The 21,438-nt window shown below is 71.5% G+C and carries 18 protein-coding genes and 2 pseudogenes; 13 read left to right on the forward strand and 7 right to left on the reverse strand.

Annotated features, from left to right (window positions below; genetic code table 11):
- The first annotated feature begins 101 nt into the window (after positions 1-101).
- Entirely contained in the window at positions 102-653 is a 552-nt protein-coding gene (locus IF78_RS0136915; RefSeq protein ID WP_031478715.1) for a L,D-transpeptidase, read from the forward strand.
- Positions 654-656: 3 nt separating this feature from the next.
- Here IF78_RS0136915 and IF78_RS50515 read toward each other — a convergent pair whose 3' ends face one another.
- Positions 657-1,583, reverse strand: coding sequence for a pentapeptide repeat-containing protein (locus IF78_RS50515; RefSeq protein ID WP_199921368.1), 927 nt, complete (start codon positions 1,581-1,583; stop codon positions 657-659).
- Positions 1,584-1,880: 297 nt separating this feature from the next.
- Positions 1,881-2,384, reverse strand: a complete 504-nt coding sequence (locus tag IF78_RS0136925; RefSeq protein ID WP_031478713.1) for a DUF2165 domain-containing protein — start codon at positions 2,382-2,384, stop codon at positions 1,881-1,883.
- 92 nt (positions 2,385-2,476) lie between these two features.
- On the opposite strand from IF78_RS0136925, the gene IF78_RS0136930 reads away from it, so the two are divergent.
- From IF78_RS0136930 to IF78_RS48670, 10 genes and pseudogenes are all read left to right on the forward strand, one after another.
- A complete protein-coding gene (locus IF78_RS0136930; protein WP_031478712.1) occupies positions 2,477-5,071 on the forward strand; it encodes a tetratricopeptide repeat protein in 2,595 nt (864 codons plus the stop codon).
- A gap of 60 nt (positions 5,072-5,131) precedes the next feature.
- A pseudogene (locus tag IF78_RS44240) lies at positions 5,132-5,480 on the forward strand (ABC transporter permease); the annotation flags it as partial.
- 159 nt (positions 5,481-5,639) lie between these two features.
- On the forward strand, positions 5,640-5,894 hold the full coding sequence (locus IF78_RS0136940; protein WP_031478711.1) for a hypothetical protein: 255 nt from the start codon (positions 5,640-5,642) through the stop codon (positions 5,892-5,894).
- 70 nt (positions 5,895-5,964) lie between these two features.
- Positions 5,965-7,080, forward strand: a complete 1,116-nt coding sequence (locus tag IF78_RS0136945; protein WP_031478710.1) for a hypothetical protein — start codon at positions 5,965-5,967, stop codon at positions 7,078-7,080.
- A gap of 132 nt (positions 7,081-7,212) precedes the next feature.
- Entirely contained in the window at positions 7,213-8,328 is a 1,116-nt protein-coding gene (locus IF78_RS0136950) for an ADP-ribosylglycohydrolase family protein (RefSeq protein ID WP_031478708.1), read from the forward strand.
- 295 nt (positions 8,329-8,623) lie between these two features.
- Positions 8,624-8,755, forward strand: a complete 132-nt coding sequence (locus tag IF78_RS50520) for a hypothetical protein (RefSeq protein ID WP_267882945.1) — start codon at positions 8,624-8,626, stop codon at positions 8,753-8,755.
- Between the two features lie 123 nt (positions 8,756-8,878).
- The gene (locus IF78_RS0136965) at positions 8,879-11,101 is read left to right on the forward strand and encodes a serine/threonine-protein kinase (RefSeq protein WP_051828478.1); all 2,223 of its coding nucleotides are present in this window, start codon (positions 8,879-8,881) and stop codon (positions 11,099-11,101) included.
- Positions 11,088-12,458: a serine/threonine-protein kinase gene (locus IF78_RS0136970; RefSeq protein ID WP_051828481.1), complete on the forward strand. Its 1,371-nt coding sequence runs from the start codon at positions 11,088-11,090 to the stop codon at positions 12,456-12,458. Before IF78_RS0136965 ends, IF78_RS0136970 begins: the two co-directional genes overlap by 14 nt.
- Positions 12,459-12,492: 34 nt before the next feature.
- Complete coding sequence (locus IF78_RS0136975; RefSeq protein WP_031478704.1) at positions 12,493-13,281, forward strand: FHA domain-containing protein; 789 nt, start codon at positions 12,493-12,495, stop codon at positions 13,279-13,281.
- A gap of 40 nt (positions 13,282-13,321) precedes the next feature.
- On the forward strand, positions 13,322-13,894 hold the full coding sequence (locus IF78_RS48670) for a hypothetical protein (protein ID WP_051905105.1): 573 nt from the start codon (positions 13,322-13,324) through the stop codon (positions 13,892-13,894).
- 33 nt (positions 13,895-13,927) lie between these two features.
- Here IF78_RS48670 and IF78_RS0136990 read toward each other — a convergent pair whose 3' ends face one another.
- Together IF78_RS0136990 and IF78_RS0136995 are read right to left on the reverse strand one after the other, a co-directional pair.
- Positions 13,928-15,505 carry a sodium:solute symporter family protein gene (locus tag IF78_RS0136990; protein WP_031478701.1) on the reverse strand — a complete coding sequence of 526 codons (1,578 nt, stop codon included), beginning with the start codon at positions 15,503-15,505 and terminating at the stop codon, positions 13,928-13,930.
- Positions 15,506-15,631: 126 nt separating this feature from the next.
- Complete coding sequence (locus IF78_RS0136995; protein WP_031478700.1) at positions 15,632-16,417, reverse strand: SDR family oxidoreductase; 786 nt, start codon at positions 16,415-16,417, stop codon at positions 15,632-15,634.
- A gap of 76 nt (positions 16,418-16,493) precedes the next feature.
- Here IF78_RS0136995 and IF78_RS0137000 point away from each other — a divergent pair, with 76 nt between their 5' ends.
- A complete protein-coding gene (locus tag IF78_RS0137000) occupies positions 16,494-17,333 on the forward strand; it encodes a hypothetical protein (protein WP_031478699.1) in 840 nt (279 codons plus the stop codon).
- A gap of 134 nt (positions 17,334-17,467) precedes the next feature.
- On the opposite strand, the gene IF78_RS0137005 is transcribed toward IF78_RS0137000, so the two are convergent.
- From IF78_RS0137005 to IF78_RS0137015, 3 genes are all read right to left on the reverse strand, one after another.
- Entirely contained in the window at positions 17,468-17,659 is a 192-nt protein-coding gene (locus tag IF78_RS0137005; protein ID WP_031478698.1) for a DUF397 domain-containing protein, read from the reverse strand.
- A 236-nt stretch (positions 17,660-17,895) separates the two neighbouring features.
- On the reverse strand, positions 17,896-18,753 hold the full coding sequence (locus IF78_RS0137010) for a helix-turn-helix domain-containing protein (RefSeq protein WP_031498658.1): 858 nt from the start codon (positions 18,751-18,753) through the stop codon (positions 17,896-17,898).
- A gap of 338 nt (positions 18,754-19,091) precedes the next feature.
- Positions 19,092-19,847 (reverse strand): GOLPH3/VPS74 family protein, encoded by a 756-nt coding sequence (locus tag IF78_RS0137015; RefSeq protein ID WP_031478696.1) that lies wholly within the window; start codon positions 19,845-19,847, stop codon positions 19,092-19,094.
- 252 nt (positions 19,848-20,099) lie between these two features.
- Between IF78_RS0137015 and IF78_RS44245 the strand changes: the two are divergent.
- Positions 20,100-21,438: pseudogene (locus IF78_RS44245) on the forward strand (hypothetical protein); the annotation flags it as partial.

Raw genomic sequence — 21,438 nt, forward strand, 5'->3', positions numbered from 1 at the left:
GCGCCACGGGGATCGGTACGATGATCCGACCCCCGCTGGAGGGGGTTCCGTTGCCTTCCGTGGCGTTCCATAGCTTTTCGTAGCCGAGGAGATGCGTGCCCGTGCCTGCTCCCAAGGTCTGGGTGACCGGTCTGACGGTGGGAGCGATAGCCGCCGTCGCCGTCCTCGCCGTGCAGGCCGACAAGGGGCCGCATCCGACGGCCGCGGCGGCCCGCCCGAGCGCGTCGGCGACGGCGGACGCGAGCCCCGCCCCGACGAAGTCCGCCGGGCCCGCGGCCGTGCCGGACGGCTCGGGCACGGGACGCCGGATCGTCTACTCCCTCGGCCAGAAGCGGGTCTGGCTGGTCGACGCGAGCGACGCGGCCCGCCGCACCTTCGCCGTCTGGCCCGGCACGGTCAGCCCGGACCTCGGCAGCTACACGGTGTCGTCACGCAACGACGCCACCACCGGCTCGGACGGCGTGGAGATCGAGAACATCGTCTACTTCGCCGCGAAGTCCGGTATCTCCATAGCCTTCTCCAACGCCGTGGACGGCTCCTCGCCGCCGCCCGCCGAGGGCAAGCAGACCGGCGGGGTGCGGATGCGCGCGGCCGACGGGGCGGCGTTGTGGGCGTTCGGGGAGACGGGCACGTCGGTGGTCGTGGTCAAGTAGCGGTCAAGTGGCCCTGGGGGTGGGCGTGAGGGTCGGTTGTGCCGTCGGCTGGGCGGGCGGCAGATCCCCCTCCGGGCGATGCGCCTGGCTCCAGTCCGCGCCGCCGTCGAGACGTACGGCCTCCAGGTTGGCTCCGGCGAGATCCGCCAGGATCAGGGTCGCTCCGTCCATGTTCGCGTCCGTCAGGTTGGCCTGCCGCAGGTCCGCCTTGTGCAGATAGGCGTTGCGCAGATCCGCGTCCGTCATGACGGCCGACTTCAACTGGGCCGAGTTCAGGCGGGCATTGGACAGGTTCGCCCCGGCCAGGACGGCGTCATTGAGAACCGCCTCCTCCGATCTGGTCCCGCTCAGGTCGGCACCCGTCAGGTTCGTCCCCCTCAGGGAGGCGCCCCGCAGGTCCGCGCCGGACAGGTTCGCGTCTTCCAGGTCGCTGTCGGTGACGGCCGCGCCGGCGAGGTTCGCCCCGCTCAGGTCGGCCTCTTTGAGGTCGATGTCGTCCAGCCGGACGCCTCTGAGGTCGATGGTGCGGCCACGGTCATGGGCGGGGTCGCGCTGACCGAGCACGGAGAGGGCCGCCTGGATGTCGGGAGCCTTGTCGCCGGCGGTCGGCTTCTTCGCGGCGCGGGTGCGGATGTACTCGGACAGGGCGTAGATCACCGCCGGCTGCTGCCGCGGCGAGTCCTCCATGATGCCCTGCAGAGAGAAGATCGCGCCTTTGCGGATATTGGCGGAGTCGCTGTCCAGCCGCTCTATCGCCTTGTCGTACCGGTCCGCGGTCTGTCCCTGCTGCGAAATGGCCAGTTCCTCGGACACCTGGGTCACGGACACCCAGGTGAAGACCAGTGTGGCGACGGCGGCCAGTCCGGGCAGCAGCGCCGCGAGGAGACCCGCACGAGGTCCCCAGGCCGCCATCTCCACCGGCGATGTCACGGCCGCTCCCGGGGCGGCGGGTGTGCCGTTGCGCTCCGGTGCCCTCCGGCGGTGTCCCGGCCGCCGTGCTCCCAACGGAGCTGTGCGGGCCGCCCGGTCGGACCGGCCCGTTCGCGCCCGGCGCTCTGCGATCCGCCGCAGCTGTCTGCTCCGTGCTCCTGCTCGCGGTATGCCCCTGGTCATGGCTGCCATTCGAACCGAAGGCGGCCTGGCGGGTACGGATGTGGCTGCCGGGTTCACAGGATTTCCACGGCCCGGCCGAGCACCTCGGCCGGACCGCCTGCGTCGCCGCCTCGATCAGGCCGCGTCGCCCTTCCCGAACGGCAGATGGATGACGACCAGCACGACTCCGCTCAGCAGGAACACCCGCGTCGCCGCGTCCAGACCGTTCCAGTCCCCCGACTGCCACATGGCGAACCACTCACCGCCGATGCCGATGAACCCGGCGCCGAACAGCAGCATGAGCATCAGCAGGCCGTAGGTGGAGAAGCGGCGGGCACGGAGGTCGTCGCGTCGGAACCACAGCCAGGTGCCGTATATGAGCACGAGTGCCGCGACGGTCTCCCAGACGATGATGGCGATGTACGCCGCGTCCTGAAGTCCCTTGCTGGTGATGGCTCTCCACATCAGGTCCTCGTCCTTGAACGTGGTGTCCATCGCCAGGACATGCCGCACGAACTGCTGGTTCGTGCCGAAGTCGGTGATGTTGCCGAAGGCGACGAGGGCGATGTAGAGGGCGGCGGTCGCGGTGAGCAGGGTGGCCGCGAGGTGAAGGGCGGTGCGTGGGGGTGTCGTAGGCATGATGGTCATCTTCCCCGGCGGACGGGTCCGTCCCATAGCCATTGAGCCAGAATGAAGGACGGTGCGGGAGAGCCGAACGGGAGGAACCAGGCGTGGCGCAGGCACGGCCGTCGATGCAGCAGCTGATCGGCAGGCGCAGCCGCGCCGGATTCGTGGGCCGGGGTGCCGAACGGGCCGCGTTCCGCGCCAACTTCGACACTCAGCCGGACGACGAGCGGCACCGGTTCCTCTTCCATGTGCACGGCAACGCGGGCGTCGGCAAGACCTTCCTGCTGCGGGAGTTGGAGCAGATCGCCAGGGAGCGCGGGGCGTTGACGGCGCACGTCGACGAGCACGCGGGCAGCGTGCCGGAGGCCCTGGAGGCGATCAGTCGTCAGTTCGAGGCGCAGGGGCGGCGCTTCAAGGACCTGGACCGGCTGCTGACCGCGTACCGGGAACGGTGGCACGAGGCGGAGCTGGCCGCGGCCACCGCGCCGCCGCTGGAGGCACCGACGCCGTCGGCGGCGAGCGTGGCGGTGGCGCGGGCCGGGGTGGTGGGGCTCGGGATGGTGCCGGGGATCGGGGCGTTCGCGGGCGCGCTGGATCCGGCCCAACTCGCCCAGGGCGCGGACCGGTTGAGGTCGGGAATCGGCGCCCGCTTCCGCAGCCACGAGGACGCGCAGCTCGTGCTCGCCCCCGAGAGCGTGCTCACTCCCGTGCTGCTGGACGAGCTGTCCCAGGCCGCGTCCGCCGCGCCGTGGATCGTCCTGTTCTTCGACACCTACGAGCGGACCGGCCGGTTCCTCGACGGCTGGCTGCACACCGTCATGACCACGGAGCGATACGGCTCGCTGCCCGCCACGCTCATGGTGGTGACGGCCGGTCAACTCCCCTTCGACTCCGCGCGCTGGGGCGGCTTCGGCGACTTCATGACCGACCTGCCGCTCCAGCCGTTCACCGAGCCGGAGGCGCGGGACCTGCTCGCGGGCAAGGGAGTGCTGGCCGAACCGGTCGTCTCGGAGGTGCTGCGCCTCACCGGCGGGCTGCCGGTGCTGGTGTCGACGCTCGCGGAGAGCCGCCCCGCCGTCCCGACCGACGTGGGGGATCCCAGCGCCACTGCGGTGGAACGGTTCCTGAGGTGGGAGGCGGATCCGGTACGGCGGTCGGTCGCGCTGGCGTGCGCGCTGCCGCGCGTGCTGGACGCGGATGTGTTCCGGGCGGTCGTCGAGCCCCCGGACGCCGAACTGGACGGACTGTACGCCTGGTTGCGGGGCCTGCCCTTCGTCAGCGAGCGCGGCGGCCGGGTCCGCTATCACGACGTCGTACGTTCCCCGATGCTGCGGCTGCAGCGGCAGCAGGCGCCCAGGACCTGGGTGACCCGGCAGCAGGCGCTCGCCTCGGTGTTCCGGCAGTGGCGGACCGAGGCCGAGGCCGGGCGCGGTGCCGAGGAGCTGTGGGCGGACGACGGGTGGCGGGAGCTGCGGCTCGCGGAGCTGTACCACCTGCTGTGCGCGGGGGAGCGGTCGGCGCTGACGAGTGTGCTGACGGATGTCGTCGACGCCTGCGAGCAGGGGGAGTCCGTCGTCGCGCGGTGGGTGTGGGTTCTGGTGGAGGCTGGGTGGGACGCCGAGACCAGGGCGGTGGCCGAGTGGGGGCGGCGGCTGGGGGAGGCGCTCGGCGGCGGTGGGACGGCGGCGGCGCTGGACCTGGTACTGCGGGAGACGGGGGTCGAGCGTGATCCGGGGGCCCTCGGACAGATGGTGGACCTCACGGCGCTCGCCCGCGGCATTGTGACGTTCGGCGGCGTGGCCGTCTCCGACCAGGGCGCACCGCCCGGCGCGCGGCCTCATCGCCCGCAGCCCCAGCAGGCGCAGCCCCATCCGGTGCCTTCGGAGTGGTCTCGCGCCGACGGGTGGGCCGGGAGTCCGCAGGGCGCGGGGGCGGACGAGTACGGCTGGCAGGTCCTGCTCGGCCCCGCCGTGGCCGCACGCGCCTACCGCACCCGAGCCATCGCCCACGACCTCGCCGGCGATCAGCGCGCGGCCGTCACCGCCCTGGACCGGGCCCTCGAACTGGCCCCCGACGACCCCCACAGCCTCGCCCTGCGCGGCGAGTACCACCGGGTACTGGAGGCCTACGACGAGGCGGTCCGCGACCTGGACCGGGCACTCACCCTCAACCCCGCCGACGCCTTCGCGGCGGCCTCTCGCGGCGCCATCCACTACAGCCGCGGCGAGCTCGAGGAGGCGCTCGCCGACCTCGACCGGGCCGTGCGGCTCAAGCCGGACTATCCCTGGGCCCTGGTCCGCCGGGCCCGCGTCCACCGCGCCCTCGGCGACGCCGTACGGCAACTCGCCGACCTCGACCGGGCCGTGGCCATGGACCCCGACTGGGCCTGGGTGCGCTGCGAACGCGGTGACGCCCTGCGTGTCGCCGGGCGAGACGAGGAGGCCCTCGCCGACTACGACCACGCACTCGCCCTGGAGCCCGGGTACGGCACGGCCCGCGCGAGCCGGGGCGCCTCGCTGGCCAACCTGGGCCGTCCCGAGGAGGCCCTCGCCGAGCTGGACCGGGTCCTGGAGCGGCGGCCGTCCTACGCCTGGGCGCTGCTGCGGCGGGCGGCGGTGCACCGGCAACTCGGCGACGATGCGCAGGCCGCGGCGGACGAGGCCCGCGCGAATCTCGTGACCGGCGGAAACGCCCTGTGAAGCCTCAGGTGCCGGTGCGCCCTGAGGCGAGTTGGCGTTCGAGCGGGGTGCGGTAGCAGGTGGATCCTGGCGGTCGGACTGCTGACGCTCGTCTCCCTGGCGCTCACCTGGATCGCGGTCGGGATGGGCCTGGTCAGCCCGAAAACCCGAGGGAGCCAGCAACAACGCGCTGCCACTGATGGTCCTGCCGCTCATCTCCAGCGCCTTCGTGCCGGTGGACGCGATGCCGGGCTGGTTCCGGCCCATCGCCGAGTACCAGCCGTTCACCCCCGCCATCGAGACCCTGCGCGGGCTGCTTCTCGGCACCGGGACCGGCCACAACGGGTGGCTGGCCGTGGCCTGGTGCGCGGGGCTGGCGGTGCTCGGCCACGTCTGGTCCAAGTCGATGTTCGACCGCGACCCGAAGTAGGCACCGGCACCTGACCCCCGCCAGGGCAGGGCGGCGTACACCGACACCGCGTCGGCGTACGCCGCCTTTCCCCTGTCGCTGCGGGACCGGTCCCGCGGCTGAGCGATAGCTTCAGCGGCCTCGGTCCCGTAACCCCGCTCTGCATGGCATGGAGTACAGATGCCCTTCATGGTCTTCGGTCTTCCCGTTCTGTGCGTCTTCGCGTGGATGGCATGGTCGGTCCTGCGGATGAGCCACTTGCCGCCCTGGCGTCAGTGGCTGCCCGCAGCGCTGCTGACCGCCGCCGTGTCCTCATGGCTTCTCCTCGCTGCTGGTGGTGCCTCCGAATTGTGGGTGTACGTGCCCGTCTGCATCGCACTGGCATCGTGGGCGGTGAGCCTGGGGGAGCGCCGCATGGCGGGCCGACGCGAATGACGGGAGGTGTCCCGATCGGACGCTTCCACAGTCACCGTATGACTCACGTCGACCTGGCCGGAGGACGCTCATGAGGCTGCGCCATTCCCTGGTGAACGCCGTGTTGGCGCGGGCCGTCCAGCAGGAGGACCAGGGCGACTACCGCCGAGCCCTGCGCAACTACCGCCGGGTCGTCGAGCACGGACGCGGCAACGGCCTCGACGTGTATGTGGCGGCGACCGGCGGGGTGTACCGCGTGCTGCGGGAGCTGCACCGCCACACCCCCGCTGCCACCGAGGCGGACCTGGACGCCGCCCGCGCTGCCGCGGCGAGGTCGCTCCTGCTGCGGGCCCGCGCGGCGCGTGCACAAGGTCGCCTCGCGGAGGCCCAGCGTGACTTCCGGGCGGTGATCGACGCACACGTGGGGCAGCTGTCCGGTGAGGCCGCCCACGAGTTCGCCGAGATGATCGACGACGCCCGCGGGAACCCCCGCGAGGACCGCTTCCCGACCACGCCGTACGACCGGGACCAGCCGCGCCGGATCGTGACCCGGAACGTCGGCCCGGATTTCCGCGAGAACCTTCGCGTGCTGGGCTATGCGACCGAGTCCGACGCCCTCGCCGCAGCGATCGAGCTGTGCCGCACGGCGCTGCGACACCCCAAGGGATTCGTGGAGCGCGGGGGCGTTTCCGCGCTCCTTGCGCAGTTGCTGGACGACTACGGCGACCCGGCCGGGGCGGCAGCAGCACGCGCCCACCAGGAACTGCCGATGAAACTGGACACGGCCCTGCAGGACGTCGGACACAACTACACGTACAACAGGTCACAGCAGTTCGCGCCGTATCTCGTCGCGAGGCTGGGCCCCACCGAGATCGTGGAACACCTTCAAGCCTCCACGCTGGAATTGCCGCAGTCCGGGGGGCACCGGAGCGGTTACCTGATCCTCACCGGCGAGCGCCTTCTCTTCCTGGAGGACTTCTTCTATCCGCACCTGAAGGACCCCGATGGGCCGACGCCGGAGTACGAAGTGCTGGCGGTCGACCGCGCGTCCGTCACCGGCAGCACGTTCTCCCAGAACGAGTACGGCATCAGTCGGTGGCACTTCAGGTTCCCCAGGGCCGCGGAGGGCGAGGCGGCACACCTGGGGGAGGTCCACGTCGGCGTGGGCCGACACCCGGACCCCTGGCGGGCTGCCTTTCCCCGCTGAACGCTGTCCATGACGGCCTTTCCACCGCCCTCGACAACGCGTGCACGATGATGCGCACCCTGAACCGATCGTCCCCGGTCGATTACAGTGGCGAATCGTCGTACGTACGGACGGTGTCCCGGGGAGGTCTTGATGGGTGCGACAGCCGGCGCCGTCTGGGGCCGTACCGAGCAGCAGGACTTCCGTAGCCGGGTCCGCGGCACGCTGCTGGGCGTGGCCGTCGGGGACGCTCTCGGGGCGCCGGTCGACGGGCTCGCACTGGAGGAGATCCAGGAGCAGTACGGCGCCGAGGGCCTGGTCGACCTCGGGTTCGGGTACGGGCGGCGCGGAGCCGTCAGTCATCTCACGCAGCTCACCCTCTTCTCCGTCGACGGGTTGATAAGAGCCCAGGTGAGGCGCGACACCGGCGCCTGGCATCCGCCGACCGACCTGCACCGGGCGTACCTGCGCTGGGCCGCCACACAGCGCGACTGGGGGCCCGACGAGCGCCGTAAGGACGACGGCTGGCTGGCGCGCGAGGAGTGGCTGTACGCCCGCCGGGACCCGACGCGCGCCCTGCTGCTCGGCCTCGGTGACGACACCATGGGCACGCTGGAGTCGCCCAAGAACGTCGCCGAGCTGGGGCCCGAGGCCGTCGCCAGGTCGGCGCCGTTCGGGCTGCTCGTCGGCTGGGAGCCGCAGCTCGTCGTCCAGCTCGCCGTGGAGTGCGCGACGCAGACCCACGGCCACCCCGTCGCCTACCTGGCGGCGGGCGCGTACGCGGTGATCGTGCACGGGCTCGCCGGCGGAGACAGCCTCGACGGGGCCGTACAGCGGGCGCGCGCCCTGCTCGCCCTGCGGCCCGGTCACGAACCCGTGTCGGACGCGCTGCAGCACGCCCTCGGCGCCGTACGCCAGGGCATGCCCACCCCGGCCCGGGTGGAGGAGCTCGCGGCCGACGGCTCCGCGGACGGACTGCTCGCGGCCGCCGTGTACTGCGCCCTGGTCGGCGAGGACATCCGCCACGGCCTGTGCCTCGCCGTCAACCACGACGGCCCCTCCGCCGCCGCGGGCGCCCTCACCGGCGGCCTGCTGGGCGCCCTGCACGGCGAGACGGCCCTGCCCCCGGCCTGGCTGGCCGAACTCGAAGGCCGCCCGACGATCCTCGAACTCGCCGACGACTTCGCCATGGAGATGACCCAGGGCCCGGCCCTGCACGGGCCCGCCGGGTCGTCGCCGGGGTGGCTGGCCAGGTATCCGCGGGCTTAGAGGTACGTGAAGGAAGGGGAGCGGAGCACTGCGTTCGTTGCGGTTGAAGGACGTGGAGGAAAGGGCGGCGCGGGTTCTGCCGGCGGAGGAGCGGCTCGTCGCCGGTCAGCCCGCCTGGCCCGGGAAACGCGTTCCCAAGCCGCGCAGGGGGCGTCGGCCCCGTGTGCTGCGCGATCTGCGGATGTCCGGCGATCGCTGGGAAGGGGCGAAGGCCTGGTTCTGGTAACTCGGCCATGTCGAGGCCGGTTGGGCGGTGGACGTCCGGCAGGTCGCGTGGCTTCGCAACCGTGACGACGTGTCCAACAAGAACTACGAGATCGGATTCGCGGACGGATCCTGGGCCCGCGTGTACTTCTCGCAGGTCAACATGGACTTCCTCGACCGCCTTCCGGCCCCTCGCCTCCGGCACGACGCTCCTGTGCCCTGAGCGGGCGGTACCGGCCTTCCGCGTTCTTCACGCCATCCCCATCACTACTCAGCAGTCACCGCCTGCCCGTGCGCGAGAATGCCCTCTGCCCGGTTCCACGGGGCAGAGGGGGAGAACGAGTTCGTGCAGCCGCTGAAGCCGGACGATCCGGGCCGGGTGGGCGACTACCGGCTGCTGGGCCGGCTCGGGTCGGGTGGGATGGGCACGGTCTATCTCGGGCGCTCCCGCGGTGGCCGGGAGGTCGCGGTCAAGGTGGTGCGGGAGAGGGCCGGACGCGATGCCCACTACCGGGCCCGCTTCCGCCGGGAGGTGGCGGCCGCCCGCACCGTGACCGGCGCTTTCACCGCCGCGCTGCTGGACGCCGATCCCGAGGCGGAGGCGCCCTGGCTGGTCATGGAGTACCTGCCCGGGCTGTCGCTGCGGGAGGCCGTGGAGACGTACGGCGGCCTTCCGACAGACGCGCTGCGTCTGCTCGCCGCCGCCCTGGCCGAGGCCCTCGCCGACATCCACCGGGCGGGCCTGGCGCACCGGGACCTGAAACCCGGCAACATCATGCTCACCGCCCGCGGCCCCCGGGTGATCGACTTCGGGATCTCCCGGCCCGCCGACGCACTCGCCCTCACCGTCCCCGGCACCCTCCTCGGCACACCGGGATTCATGTCGCCGGAGCAGGCCTCCGGCGGTGTCGCCGGTCCGGCCGGTGACATCTTCGGGCTCGGTGCGGTGCTGGCGTTCTCGGCGACGGGACAGGAACCGTTCAGCGGCCCGGACCGGGCTGCCGTCCTGGAGCGCGTACGGCAGGCGCGCACGGATCTGCGCGGGATCACGGACCGCCGGCTCCGCTCCCTGATCGCCGCCTGCCTGCACCCCGAGCCGCACCGCCGCCCCGCCGCCACCGCCCTCCTGGACCGGCTCGGCGAGCCCACGGCCTCCGTGCAGGGCACCGGCTGGCTGCCCGCGCCACTGGCGGAGGCCATCGACCGCACAGTGGCCCGGGCCGAACTCCCGGCCGGCACCGCGCCACCACCGGCGGCGGCGCACGGGATCGAGGGGCTGCTCCGCGGCGAGGCGACCGCCGATCCGACGGCTGCGACGGACGATTCCTCCCCGGCCTCCGCAGCCGCGACCCTCGGTGGGTGGAGCCGCCGCCGCGCCCTGCTGCTGGCCGCCGGCGTGCTCCCCGTGGCCGCCGTCCCGGCGACGATCGCCGTGCTGCGGACGGAGGACGAACGGTCCGCGCCGCCGCGCTCGTCGCCCTCGTCCCCCCGGCCCACCACCGCCCGGCCCGGCGCCGCTCAACCCTCGGTGGCCGCCCGCGTGTGGACGACGAAGGTCGTCGACCGAGGCATCCGCGCCCCGGACCTCTATCGCGCCGGTACCACGGTCCTCGCCACCAACAGTGAGGAGAGCCATGTACGCGCCCTCGACCCGCGCACCGGCAAGATCCTCTGGTCACGCACCGCCGACACCTCCGGCGCCACCTATGTCACGGCCGGCAGCGACGCCGCGTACCTGTTCGACGCCCGCGACGGCAACGGCACGGCGGACTACACGCTGCGCGCCGTCGCCGCGTCCTCCGGCACCACCCGCTGGACGGCACGTGTGCCGTTCTTCCCCTGGGGGACGGCGGCCACCGGACCGGTGGTGTGCTTCGCCTACCACAACGAGATGAAGGCGCTGGACGCCGAGGACGGCCGACCCCGCTGGACCGCCGCGATGCCGTCCGCGAGCTCGACCTTCATGGCCGCGGCAGGGCTTGTGGTGATGAGCGGCGACGGCGTCCTGTTCGCGCTGGACGCGGACAGCGGCCGGATCCGCTGGAGGCGCGAGCTGCCGCGGTCGGCCGTGAAGACCTTCATCGGCGACGGCATCGTCTTCGGCTGCGACAACGCCGGGACCGTGTACGCGGTCCACGCGGACGACGGGACGATTGCCTGGAAGAAGGCCTTCGACCCCCGCAGTTCGGTACGGCACGCGGGGGCCGGTCTGCTCTACGTCGCCGAGACGGACGGGCTGGTTCGCGCCTTCCGGGCCGATACCGGCAAGCCCGTGTGGTCGCGCCGGCCGGCCGAGGAGGGCGACTCGTACATCGGGACGGCCACCCTCGGCCTGTCCGGTGGCACGCTCTGGGTCCAGGGCTCCGACCTGACGGTGTACGCCCTGGCCACGACCGACGGACGCGTCCTGTGGACCTACGCCGCCCAGGCGGCCACCGACTCGACGTCCCTCTCCGGCCTCGGTGGACTGTCCGTCGGCGGGCTCGTGCTCCTGGGCACCGTGGAGGGACACGTCGAGGCCGTCAGGCCGCCGGGAACAGTGAACGGGGAGACGAGTGGAGCGGCTTGAGCAGGACGACCCGCGCGCGGTGGGGCCGTACCGGATCCTGGCGCGGATCGCCACGGGCGGCATGGCGGTGGTCTACCTGGGGCGGTCCCGGGGCGGCCGGGCGGTGGCGGTCAAGGTGCCGCACGCCGAGTACGTCCGTGAGCCGGGGTTCCGGGACCGCTTCCGCCACGAGGTCGCCGCCGCCACGGCGGCCGGCGGCACCTACAGCCCGCCCGTCCTCGACGCGGATCCCGACGCCGCGGCACCCTGGATGGCGACCGAGTTCCTGCCGTCGGTGACGTTGCGCGACGCGGTGGAGAGGCACGGCCCGCTTCCTGCGGATTCGGTACGACGACTGGCGGCCGGGCTCGCGGAGGCCCTTGCCGTGATCCACCGTGCGGGGATCGTCCACCTGGATGTCAAACCGGCGAACGTACTGCTCACCGCCGACGGCCCACGACTGCTCGACTTCGGCATCGCCGCCCGGACTCGCTCCACCGGCCCGGCGGGCTCCCATGGCTTCATGTCCCCGGAACAGATGGCGGGTGACGCCGGCCCGCCGAGCGACGTCTACTCGCTGGGCGCCACGCTGGAGTACGCCCGCGGCCCGCGGAGCACCGACGAGACGCTCGACGAGGTGATCGCCGACTGCCGGCGGGCCGACCCCGCCGACCGCCCCACCGTCCCCGAACTGACCGGGCGCCTCGCCACGTTGGCATCGCACCCCGCCCCCTCGGGCGCCGCCTGGCTGCCGCCCTCCGTGCTGGCGGCGATCGACCGGCAGCAGAGCGCGGCCGCCAACCCGCCGCCCCCGCCCACTCCCGTGTCGCCGGGCTGGCGCACGGTCCTCATCGCGGGCGCCGCCGTCCTGGCCGGGGCCGGGGGCCTCGGCGCCGTACTCACCGCGTCCGGGGACGACGAGCCGTCGCCGGACCCGAAGGACTCCGGTACGCCGAACAACGCCCGACCCGCGGCCTCGTCCACCGCTCCGTCCCCCACACCCACACCCTCGCCCTCGCCCTCGCCCTCGGCGGAACCCGTCACGCTGGAGTTCGTGATCACCGGCGACGGGCCGCTGTCCGACCTCACCTACTGGTTGAACGGCCGCCAGAGCAGGCCGGGGAGCGTCTCCCTCCCCTGGCGCCGGACCGTCGAGGTGCGGCCCGAGCGGGGAACCGTCGACCTGCAGCTGCGCTACAACTTCCCCTCCGGCACGACCAGGGTCCAGGTGTTCCGGGACGGCGCCAGGGCCACCGACCAAACCTTCCCCAGCGGTGAGTCGATGAAAAGCCTCCCCGACCGCTACCTCTATCCCTGCGACGTGGTCATGGGCGGGGCCTACGCCGTCGCGGGACCCCTCCCGGACTCCGACGTCTAGGGTCACCCTCCACCGACAGCGAGGAGGACGGGTCATGGCGAGTCCGGTGAGCAAGGTCAGCCTGCTCCCTCGGGACATCGGCAGCCTCAGCCGCACGGTGCCGCCGGGCCTGCCGGGCACGCTCCATGTGCTCGGGGCGAACGGCGGCATGAGTGTGGCGCCGGACGCGGACTTCACGCTGCTGTTCGGGCGTAACGAGCCCGACGTCCACGTCTGCGTCGGCGCGGGCGACACACGCGTCAGCCGGCGGCAGGGCCTGATCGTCCGGGAGTCCTCCCGCTGGGTGCTGCACAACACCGGCGGGGTGCCCATCCGGTTCCCGGGGTCGCGGCTGGTGCTCGGCGGGGACCGGGCACCCCTGCAGGCCGGGTTCACGCCGTTGTTCGTCGTCTCCCCCCGGCGGGAGCACCTCCTGGAGGTCAGGATCACCGCGTCGGCGCCGGCCGGCCCGGGGAGCGGACCGGGCGCGCATGAGGAGGAGACGCGCGACGAAGCGCGGGAGCTGGAGCCGGAGGAGAGGCTCGTGCTCGTCTGCCTCGCGCAGCGCTACCTGCGCCTCGAGCCGTATCCACAGCCGCTGGCGTGGGCTCAAGTCGCCTTCGAGCTGGGCGAGTTGCAGCCGGAGAGGCAGTGGAGCCCGAAGCGCGCCGCCCACATCGTGGCCAAGGTGCGCAAACGCCTCAGCAAGGAGTACGGCGTCCCTGGACTCCTGGAGGAAGAGGTCCCCCAGCCGGTCGGGAACACGCTGAACCACAACCTCATCACCGACCTGCTGATCACCGCGACGCTGGTGAGGTCGGACCTGCGCCTGCTCGGCGAGTGACGTCCTTCCTGGTGGAACCCGTCAGAATCCTGGAGTTTCGATGTACCGTCCCTCGGTATCCGTAGGCGTCCTCGCCCTCGTGCTGCTCGTGGCCGGCTGCGGTTCCGCGTCGGACAGCGGCGAGGGCGGCGAACCGCCGAAGACACCCACCACCTCGGCACCACCGTCGACCCCACCGCCCTCCACCGCATCCTCGTCGACCGCACCGCCCCCCACCGCATCCCCGTCGACCGCACAGCCCTCCACCGCACCCCCGTCGCCCCCGCCGACCGCCGCCGACGGCACCCGGTACTCGGCGTGCGGAGACGGCACCTGCGAAGTCCGCGTGACCACCGACGCCAACGTGCCGGTGCCGGATCGGTTCGGCCTCGGCCCGATCATGGTCTCGTCGATCAAGGACGGGACGGTCATCCTGTTCGCACCGCTCACCCAGTCGGAGTTCTCCTCCGACGGCGGCTGCCATGCGACCTTCACCGGACCGGGGGCGGACTCCTCCGCATACGCCCTGCTGACCTGCGACAGCGGTGCCAAGGCCGCGGTCAACCAGATGGGCCTTCAGGTCGTCGACGTCAGCGACGGGGCCGCCATCATCCGCATCCGCCCCGCGACCTGACCGCCGCCCCGGACCCCGGCCTCGGCCCCGGCCTCAGTCCTTGGCCCGCGTACCCACCGCGTCCTCCACACCCCCGGCCGGCTCCGGCACCGCGGCCGCCGCGGCTCCGTCGTCGCCGTCCGTGTTGATGCGCTCGACGATCGCGAGCCGCTCCGGGGTGTCCTCCGGCTTGAGGTAGCCGATGAGGATGTACAGGACCAGCGAGACCGCCAGCGGGATGGAGACCTGGTACTGGAGCGGCACCCCGCCCTCGATCTGCCAGCTGATCGGGTAGTTGACCAGCCAGAAGGCGAGCAGACCCATCGACCAGCTGGTGAGCGCGGCCGTGGGTCCGGAGCGGCGGAACGGCCGCAGCAGGCCCAGCATCATCGGGATCGCCATCGGACCCATCAGACCGGCGACCCACTTGATGACCACCGTGATGATGTCCTTGAAGGTGGGGGAGTTGACCTGCGTGGCTGCCGCCATGGACAGGCCGAGGAAGACGACGGTCGTGATCCGGGCGACCCGCAGCCCCTGCCCCTCGCTCCAGCTCCGCGCCCGGCGCCAGATCACCGGCGCGCAGTCCCGGGTGAACACGGCGGCGATGGCGTTGGCGTCGGAGGAGCACATGGCCATGGTGTGCGAGAAGAAGCCGACGATCACGAGGCCCAACAGGCCGTGCGGGAGAAGCTGTTCGGTCATCAGGCCGTACGAGTCCGAACCGTCCGTCTTCTGCGATTCGACCAGCAGGGGTGACATCCACATCGGGAAGAACAGCACCACGGGCCAGACCAGCCACAGGATCGCCGACAGCCGCGCCGAGCGCTCGGCCTCGTACGGAGTGGCCGTGGCCATGTAGCGCTGGGCCTGGTTGAGCATGCCGCCGTTGTACTCGAAGAGCTTGATGAAGAGGAAGGCGAGGAGGAACACGGTCCCGTACGGGCCGACCAGCGGCTCACCGTGGCCCTGCAGCTCCGGCTCGTCCCAGGCACCGAGGAAGCCGATGCCCCGGTCATTCAACTCCATGAGCACGGCGATGAACATCGCGATGCCGGCGAGGAACTGGATGACGAACTGGCCGAGTTCGGTGAGCGCGTCGGCCCACAGGCCGCCGATGGTGCAGTAGACGGCGGTGATGCCACCGGTGATCAGGATGCCCTGGTTCAGGGACACGCCCGTGAACACCGACAACAGGGTCGCGATGGCGGCCCACTTCGCGCCGACGTCCACGATCTTCAGCAGCATGCCGGACCAGGCCAGCGCCTGCTGGGTCTTCAGGTCGTAACGGTTCTTCAGGTACTCCAGCGGGGAAGCCACATGGAGCCGTGAGCGCAGCCGGTTGATGCGCGGCGCGAACAGCTTCGAGCCGATGGCGATGCCGAGCGCGATGGGGAAGGACCAGGTGACGAAGGACGTGACGCCGTAGGTGTAGGCGATGCCCGCGTACCCGGTGAACATCACCGCGCTGTATCCGGACATGTGATGCGAGATCCCGGACAGCCACCACGGCATCTTGCCGCCCGCGGTGAAGAAGTCGCTGACGTTGTCCACCCGCTTGTGCGACCAGACGCCGATCGCCACCATCACGCCGAAGTAGCCGATGAGCACGGCCCAGTCGAGACCGTTCATGTGCGCCCTCCCAGGGTTCAGCCCGGCGCTCATCCTGGGCGCTGTCGCGTGAACACGACAAGTGAGCGTAAGGTCAAAGGGAGGTAAAAGTGTTCGTCATGAGGTTCTCGGTTCACCCATGTGAACTCATCGCATCAGCTCCCCCGCGTTGACCAGCAACGACTGCCCCGTGAGAGAACGTGCCCTGTCCGACGCCAGGAACACCACCGCGTCGGCTACGTCGCTGTCCGTGGCGAGATCGGGCAGTGCCATCCGTCCGGTCAGCCGTTTCAGCACGTCGGCCTCGGGCACGCCCTCCGTCTGTGCCGTGAACCGGACGTACGCCCGCACCGGAGGCCCCCACATCCAGCCCGGCAGCACGGTGTTCACCCGGATCCGGTGCGGGCCCAACTCCCGGGCCAGCGAGTACATCGCACTCGTCAGCGCCCCCTTCGACGCCGCGTACGCCGCCTGCCGCACCTGCGAAGGGGCGGCGACGGAGGACTGTGTCCCGATGAAGACGACCGAGCCCCCGCGCTCCTTGAGGGCCGGCAGACAGGCCCGTGTCATCCGCAGCGACCCCAGCAGGTTCACGTCGATCACCGACTGCCACGTGGTGAAGTCCGCGTCCTCCAGGCCGCCGAAGTAGCTGTCCCAGGCGGCCACATGGACGACCGCGTCGATCCGGCAGAACCGCTCCCGCGCGAGCGCCGTCAGCGCCTCGCACTGCGCCTCGTCGGTGATGTCGGTCGCCCGGTACGCCGTCCGGGCCCCGGCCGGATCGATCTCGGCCGCGCACTTGGCGAGGTTGGCCTCCGTGCGCGCCCCGAGGACCGCGTTCCCGCCGTCGCGCACCACCGTGGCGGCGACCTGGTGACCGAGCCCGGCGCCCACACCCGACACGACGACGGTCTTGCCCGCGAGCAGTGACATTCCGCTGCCTCCCGACTCTGGACGCAATATCTGACGGCCCGTCAGAGTATGGGTGACGGCAGGAAAGGGGAACCACATGAGCGAGGACACCCACAGCGAGACGTACGCCGAACTGGCCGCCGTCGGCCCGTACGGGGTCCACCCCGGCCACGCCCTGATCACCATGGTCGAACCGCACCCTGGCCACGAGTACGCCTACAACCGCTGGTACGAGGACGACCACTACTACGCGGGCGCGATGGCGATGCCCTGGATGTACGCGGGCCGGCGCTGGGTGGCGACCAGGGATCTCCAGCTCCTGCGCTACCCCGAGAAGTCGGCGATAGCCCAGCCGGTCACCGCGGGCTGCTACATCTCCACGTACTGGATCACCGACGGCCGTTACGACGACCACATGCGCTGGACGGTCGCCATCAACCGGCGCCTCAACCGCGACGCCCGCGTCTACCAGGACCGCACCCATGTCTTCACGGCGTTCCAGGACCACGAGGCGACGGTGTACCGCGACGGCGCGGCGGGCCCCCGCGACTTCCACGCCCTGGACCACCCCTACACGGGCCTGGTGGTCGAGGTCATCGACGCCGACTCCGCGGAGCAGCGCGCCGAGTTGCTGGAGTGGCTGCGCGCCCGCCATCTCCCCAGGCGCCTGGCGGGCTCCCCGGCCGCCATGGCGACCGTCTTCCGGCCCACGCCCCTCCCGCTCGACCGCATGTCGTACGTCAAGCAGGTCGAGGGCACGGACACGCGCCTGACCCTGCTGTGGTTCCTGGAGGCGGACCCGAGGGAGTGCTGGGAGGGGCACTTCGCCGATCTGGACACGGCGGTGGGAGAGGCGGGGCTGGGGCGGGTGGAGCTGGTGGCGCCGTTCGTGCCGACGGTGCCGGGTACGGACCGGTACGTCGCCGAGTTGCGCTGAGCCAGCCGGGCGCGGGCACAGCCGAGCCCCCTCGGCAAGGACGGCGGGCTGGTCGAGAGGGCTCTACCTGTGGTGCTTGTGCAGTTGTTGATCGTGAGGTCGGTTTGCGGGTGAGGATCAGACAGACCCGCCCCTTACGCTTTCACCGACGCCACGAACGTGTTCCACGCGTCAGCGGGGAATGCCAGGATCGGGCCCTCGGGAACCTTGGAGTCCCGCACCGCCATGGCCGCCGTGACCGGTGACTTGACCTCGACGCACGCGCCGTTTCCTGTGGAGTACGAGGACTTGGTCCACGTGTCCGTGGAACCCTGACGAATTGCCATGTTTGCTCCGAATTGCCAGATGTTGAGTTGCTGTCATCGCCCCGCGCGTCCCGACGAACCGGATCCGTGGGGCGATTCACGCCAACGTTGTTGCTGGGTGGCGTGATCGACGCTACTCGCCAACATCGGCTGACGAAGCGACTATTCACTCGGGTGGGTGGCATATTCCAGTGGAGTCTTCCATCCCGGCCTGGGGAAGGTGTACCGTACGGCGGTTTTCCGGCCGGGGCGGGCGCTCAGCGCGCGTACTCCTTCGCGATGTCCGCGATGAACTGGCGTGACTGCTCCACGTTCAGGGCCTGCGCCCGCAGGTGCTCGTACATGACGCTGTACTTCTGGACGTCGTTGGCCTTCTCCAGGTACAGATCGCTGGTGACGCCCTCGATGTAGACGACGCTGGAGTCGGCCGCGTCCGGGAACTCCAGGATCGCGTACTGCCCGTTGAGGCCCGGATGCGCGCCCATCTCGAAGGGGATGACCTGCACGGTGACGTGCGGCTGCTGGGACTGCTCGACGAGCTGCTCCAACTGGTCGCGCATCAGGGACTTGTTGCCGACGACGCGGCGCAGGGCGGCCTCGTCCAGCACGGTCCACAGCCGGAGCGGGTTCTCCTCGGTGGAGATTCGTTCCTGTCGGCGCATCCGCACCTGGACCCGCTTCTCGATCTCGGCGGACGCGGTCTCCGGCAACGCCCCGGCGATGAGCGCCTCCGCGTACTGCTTCGTCTGCAACAGCCCGGGGACGACCTGCGGGTCGTACACCCTGAGGCTCGCCGCATCCGTCTCCAGCCCGATGTAGACGCTGTACGGGATGTCGCCGAAGGAATGCCACCACCCCTGCTGCCGCGAGTCCTTGGCCATCTGCATCAGGGAGTCGACGATCCGGTGGTCCTCCACCTCGTAGACCCCGCACAGATCGCGGACGTCGCGCTGGCTGATACTGCGCCGTCCGTTCTCCAGCTGGCTGATCTTCGACTGCGACACCAGCAGCCGCTCGGCCACCTCTTCGGCCGTCATGCCCTTGAGTTCGCGGAGCCGGCGCAGCTCCTGGCCCAGCCGGCGTCGCCGGACGGTGGGATTGACATTGGACGCCACGGGACGTGCACCTCCGGCTGCCTGCCTGCGATTGCCACTTTGTGTATCTGCTGTTGAGCAGACTGCCACCAAGGTGCTTTCTACCGCTGGGAAACGGTGGATATGCGCTGGATACACGCCAGTTCGGGAAGACCCCCGGCACATGCGGCCGCGCGGGGCGGCGGGACCGGTGTCGTCGTCCGGACGACGGTCCCGCCACCCCGCGCGGACCAGCGGCTCCCGTACCGGTCTCGGGGACTGCGGTGCGGCGCTGGGTGTGCGGGACGAGCGTGTGGTGCGTGGTCGAGCAAACGGCAGACGGCAAACCGCCGAGGTGGTGCGGGTCGTGGTACTGCGGCTCAGTGCGCCACGACGCGCGCCATGGATCCGCGGCGCGGCTGCACCGGAACCCCACGTGCGGGTTCCGCTGCGGCCCTGCCACCGGGTGCGGCCTGCCGGCCGGCCGGGGCCGGGCTGCGGCGTGGCTGGGCCGCCACGCCGTTCTGGACGTCCATCACGGCGTGCGCCACGAGACCGCCCATGGGGTCGTGCCTGATCAGATCCCGCAACCGGGAGCGAGAGGACCGCCCCTCGTTCCCCGGATACAGGTGCTTGCCGAGGCCGACCGCGTGTGCCAGGGCGGCGAGCGCCGCGGTCCGCGGGTCCGGCGGTACGCCGGTGCGGATCGCGGAATCCAGCCGGGCCCTGATCTCCCGGCTGATGGCGTTGTCCGTCGCCTGGTAACGAGTCGTCGGCAGCACTCCGCACATCTGACCCGCCACGGCATGCACCATGCCGCACCGCTCCAGATGTGAGAGGTAGGTCTGGCGCAACCCCAGCCGGGGCCCGCCGATCCAGTGGACGGCACGCACGGGAGCGCCACGCCTTCGCAGCAACTCCAATGCGCAGTCCAGTGTCGGATCTCCAGTCGGCCGTGGGGCTACCACGGCGATACGATCCCCGTCTGGGGCTATCCGTCCGGCCAGCGCCAGCTCCACTAGCTGTGCTCCGGCCAGACCGAGGTCGAGCGACTGCGGCTGTGCGGTGGTTCCCGTGGCCGGGTCCAACGCCAGCAGCAGAAGCTCCTCCGGAAGTGTTCTGCGGCTCCTGCCCATCCATGCCTCCCCGCGTGGATGAAAGACAGGGTGACCCCTCTCACATTGGTCTGTCGAGGGTGCGTGACCGGTTCGTGAGGGAACCGGTAGGTATGTCGTTCTCGTCTACCGCACCAGCAGAGGGCCGCGCACAGGACACTGGTACACGGTTCGGACAGCGGCACGGGGGGTCGCACGGGCGCCGTGTCCGGGCGACGGCTCACGGTTCGGCAGCCGCACGCATGGCGTGCGTGGCACATGGAGGAGGCATCGGTGGCGGGCGAGTCCCCCGACAGGTCGAAGCAGCGCGAGTCGTCGGCAGAACCGACGTCGGGGAGCACGGGTCCGGTTCCCGAGTCCGCCCCCGAACCCGCGACCCCGTCCAACCCCGACGCGCCGGAGAGGCGCGACCCCCGACTGGCGATGACCCGCGACACCCCGGCACAGCGGAAGCCGACGGCAGCCGCGTCACGGGGCGGCGTGGACACAGCGACGAGGGTCCTGTCCCGACGCGAACTGGACGCCGTACGAGCACAGCTGGCGAAGACCGAGGGTGCCGGGGCGGAGGGCCCGGGGTCCGAGGGCCCGGGGTCCGAGGGCGCCGATGCGGTGCGCGAGGCGGCGGAGGGTTCCGACGCGGTGTCCGGGGTGGCGGCTGAGGGCTCCGAGGGCTCGGACGAAGGGGCCGAGGACGCCAAGGGTGCTGACGCTGTGACTACGGATTCTGCCCGGGCGGTGGCCGACGACTCCGAGGACGCGGACGGGGTGGCCTCAGATGCCCAAGGTGGGGTCGACGAGAGCCCCGAGAGCTCCGAAGACTCGAGCGCGGTGGCCGGGGATGCCGCGGACGCCATTGCGGCGGCCGGGGACGCCGGGAGTGCGGAGGCTGAGGGTGAGGGCTCGCAGGGCGCCGAGTCTGCAGCGTCAGGTGACGATCGACTGAGGGCGGCTGTGGCGGCTTGGGTCGCCTCGACGGACGCGGAGGGCGGCAAGGAGACACCGGGCGCGGACGAGGGTGCCGAGGCTGCCGAGGCGGAGGGCGCCGACCCCGACGACCAGGAGTCCGCTGCGGCGGCTTCCGACGCCGGTGCCGGGGAGGACGTGGACGGCAAGGCTCCCAAGACCGACAGCTCGGCGGAGACCCAGGCCGAGCTCGAAGCCGACGAGGCGGAAGACACCGCCGCCGACACAGACGACACGGCTGCATCCGTCACTGACTCCGACGACACCCCGGCAGCCGCCGACGGCGAGGACGCCCCGCAGGGGTCACCCGCACCCGACGACGCGCGCGCCGCCGAACCCCACGACGACACCCCGGCAGCCGCCGACGGCGAGGACGCCCCGCAGGGGCCACCCGCACCCGACGACGAAAGCGGCACGGGTGGTGCGGGTGGGAACACATCGGGCGAAGGCGAAGCCGAGGCCGCTGTCGATCAGCCGACCACCGTCTTCAAGGCCGCACGCCCCACCAAGCCCTCCGTGGACCACCCCACCACCACGCTGAAGGCCCCCAAGCCCGAAGCCGAAACCCCCTCCGAACGCACCAGCAAGTTCGTCGCACTCAAGCCCGACATCACGCAGCACACCCCCAAGACCCCCGACACCCCCAAGC

The organism is Streptomyces bicolor (assembly GCF_000719285.1).
Lineage (GTDB): Bacteria > Actinomycetota > Actinomycetes > Streptomycetales > Streptomycetaceae > Streptomyces > Streptomyces bicolor.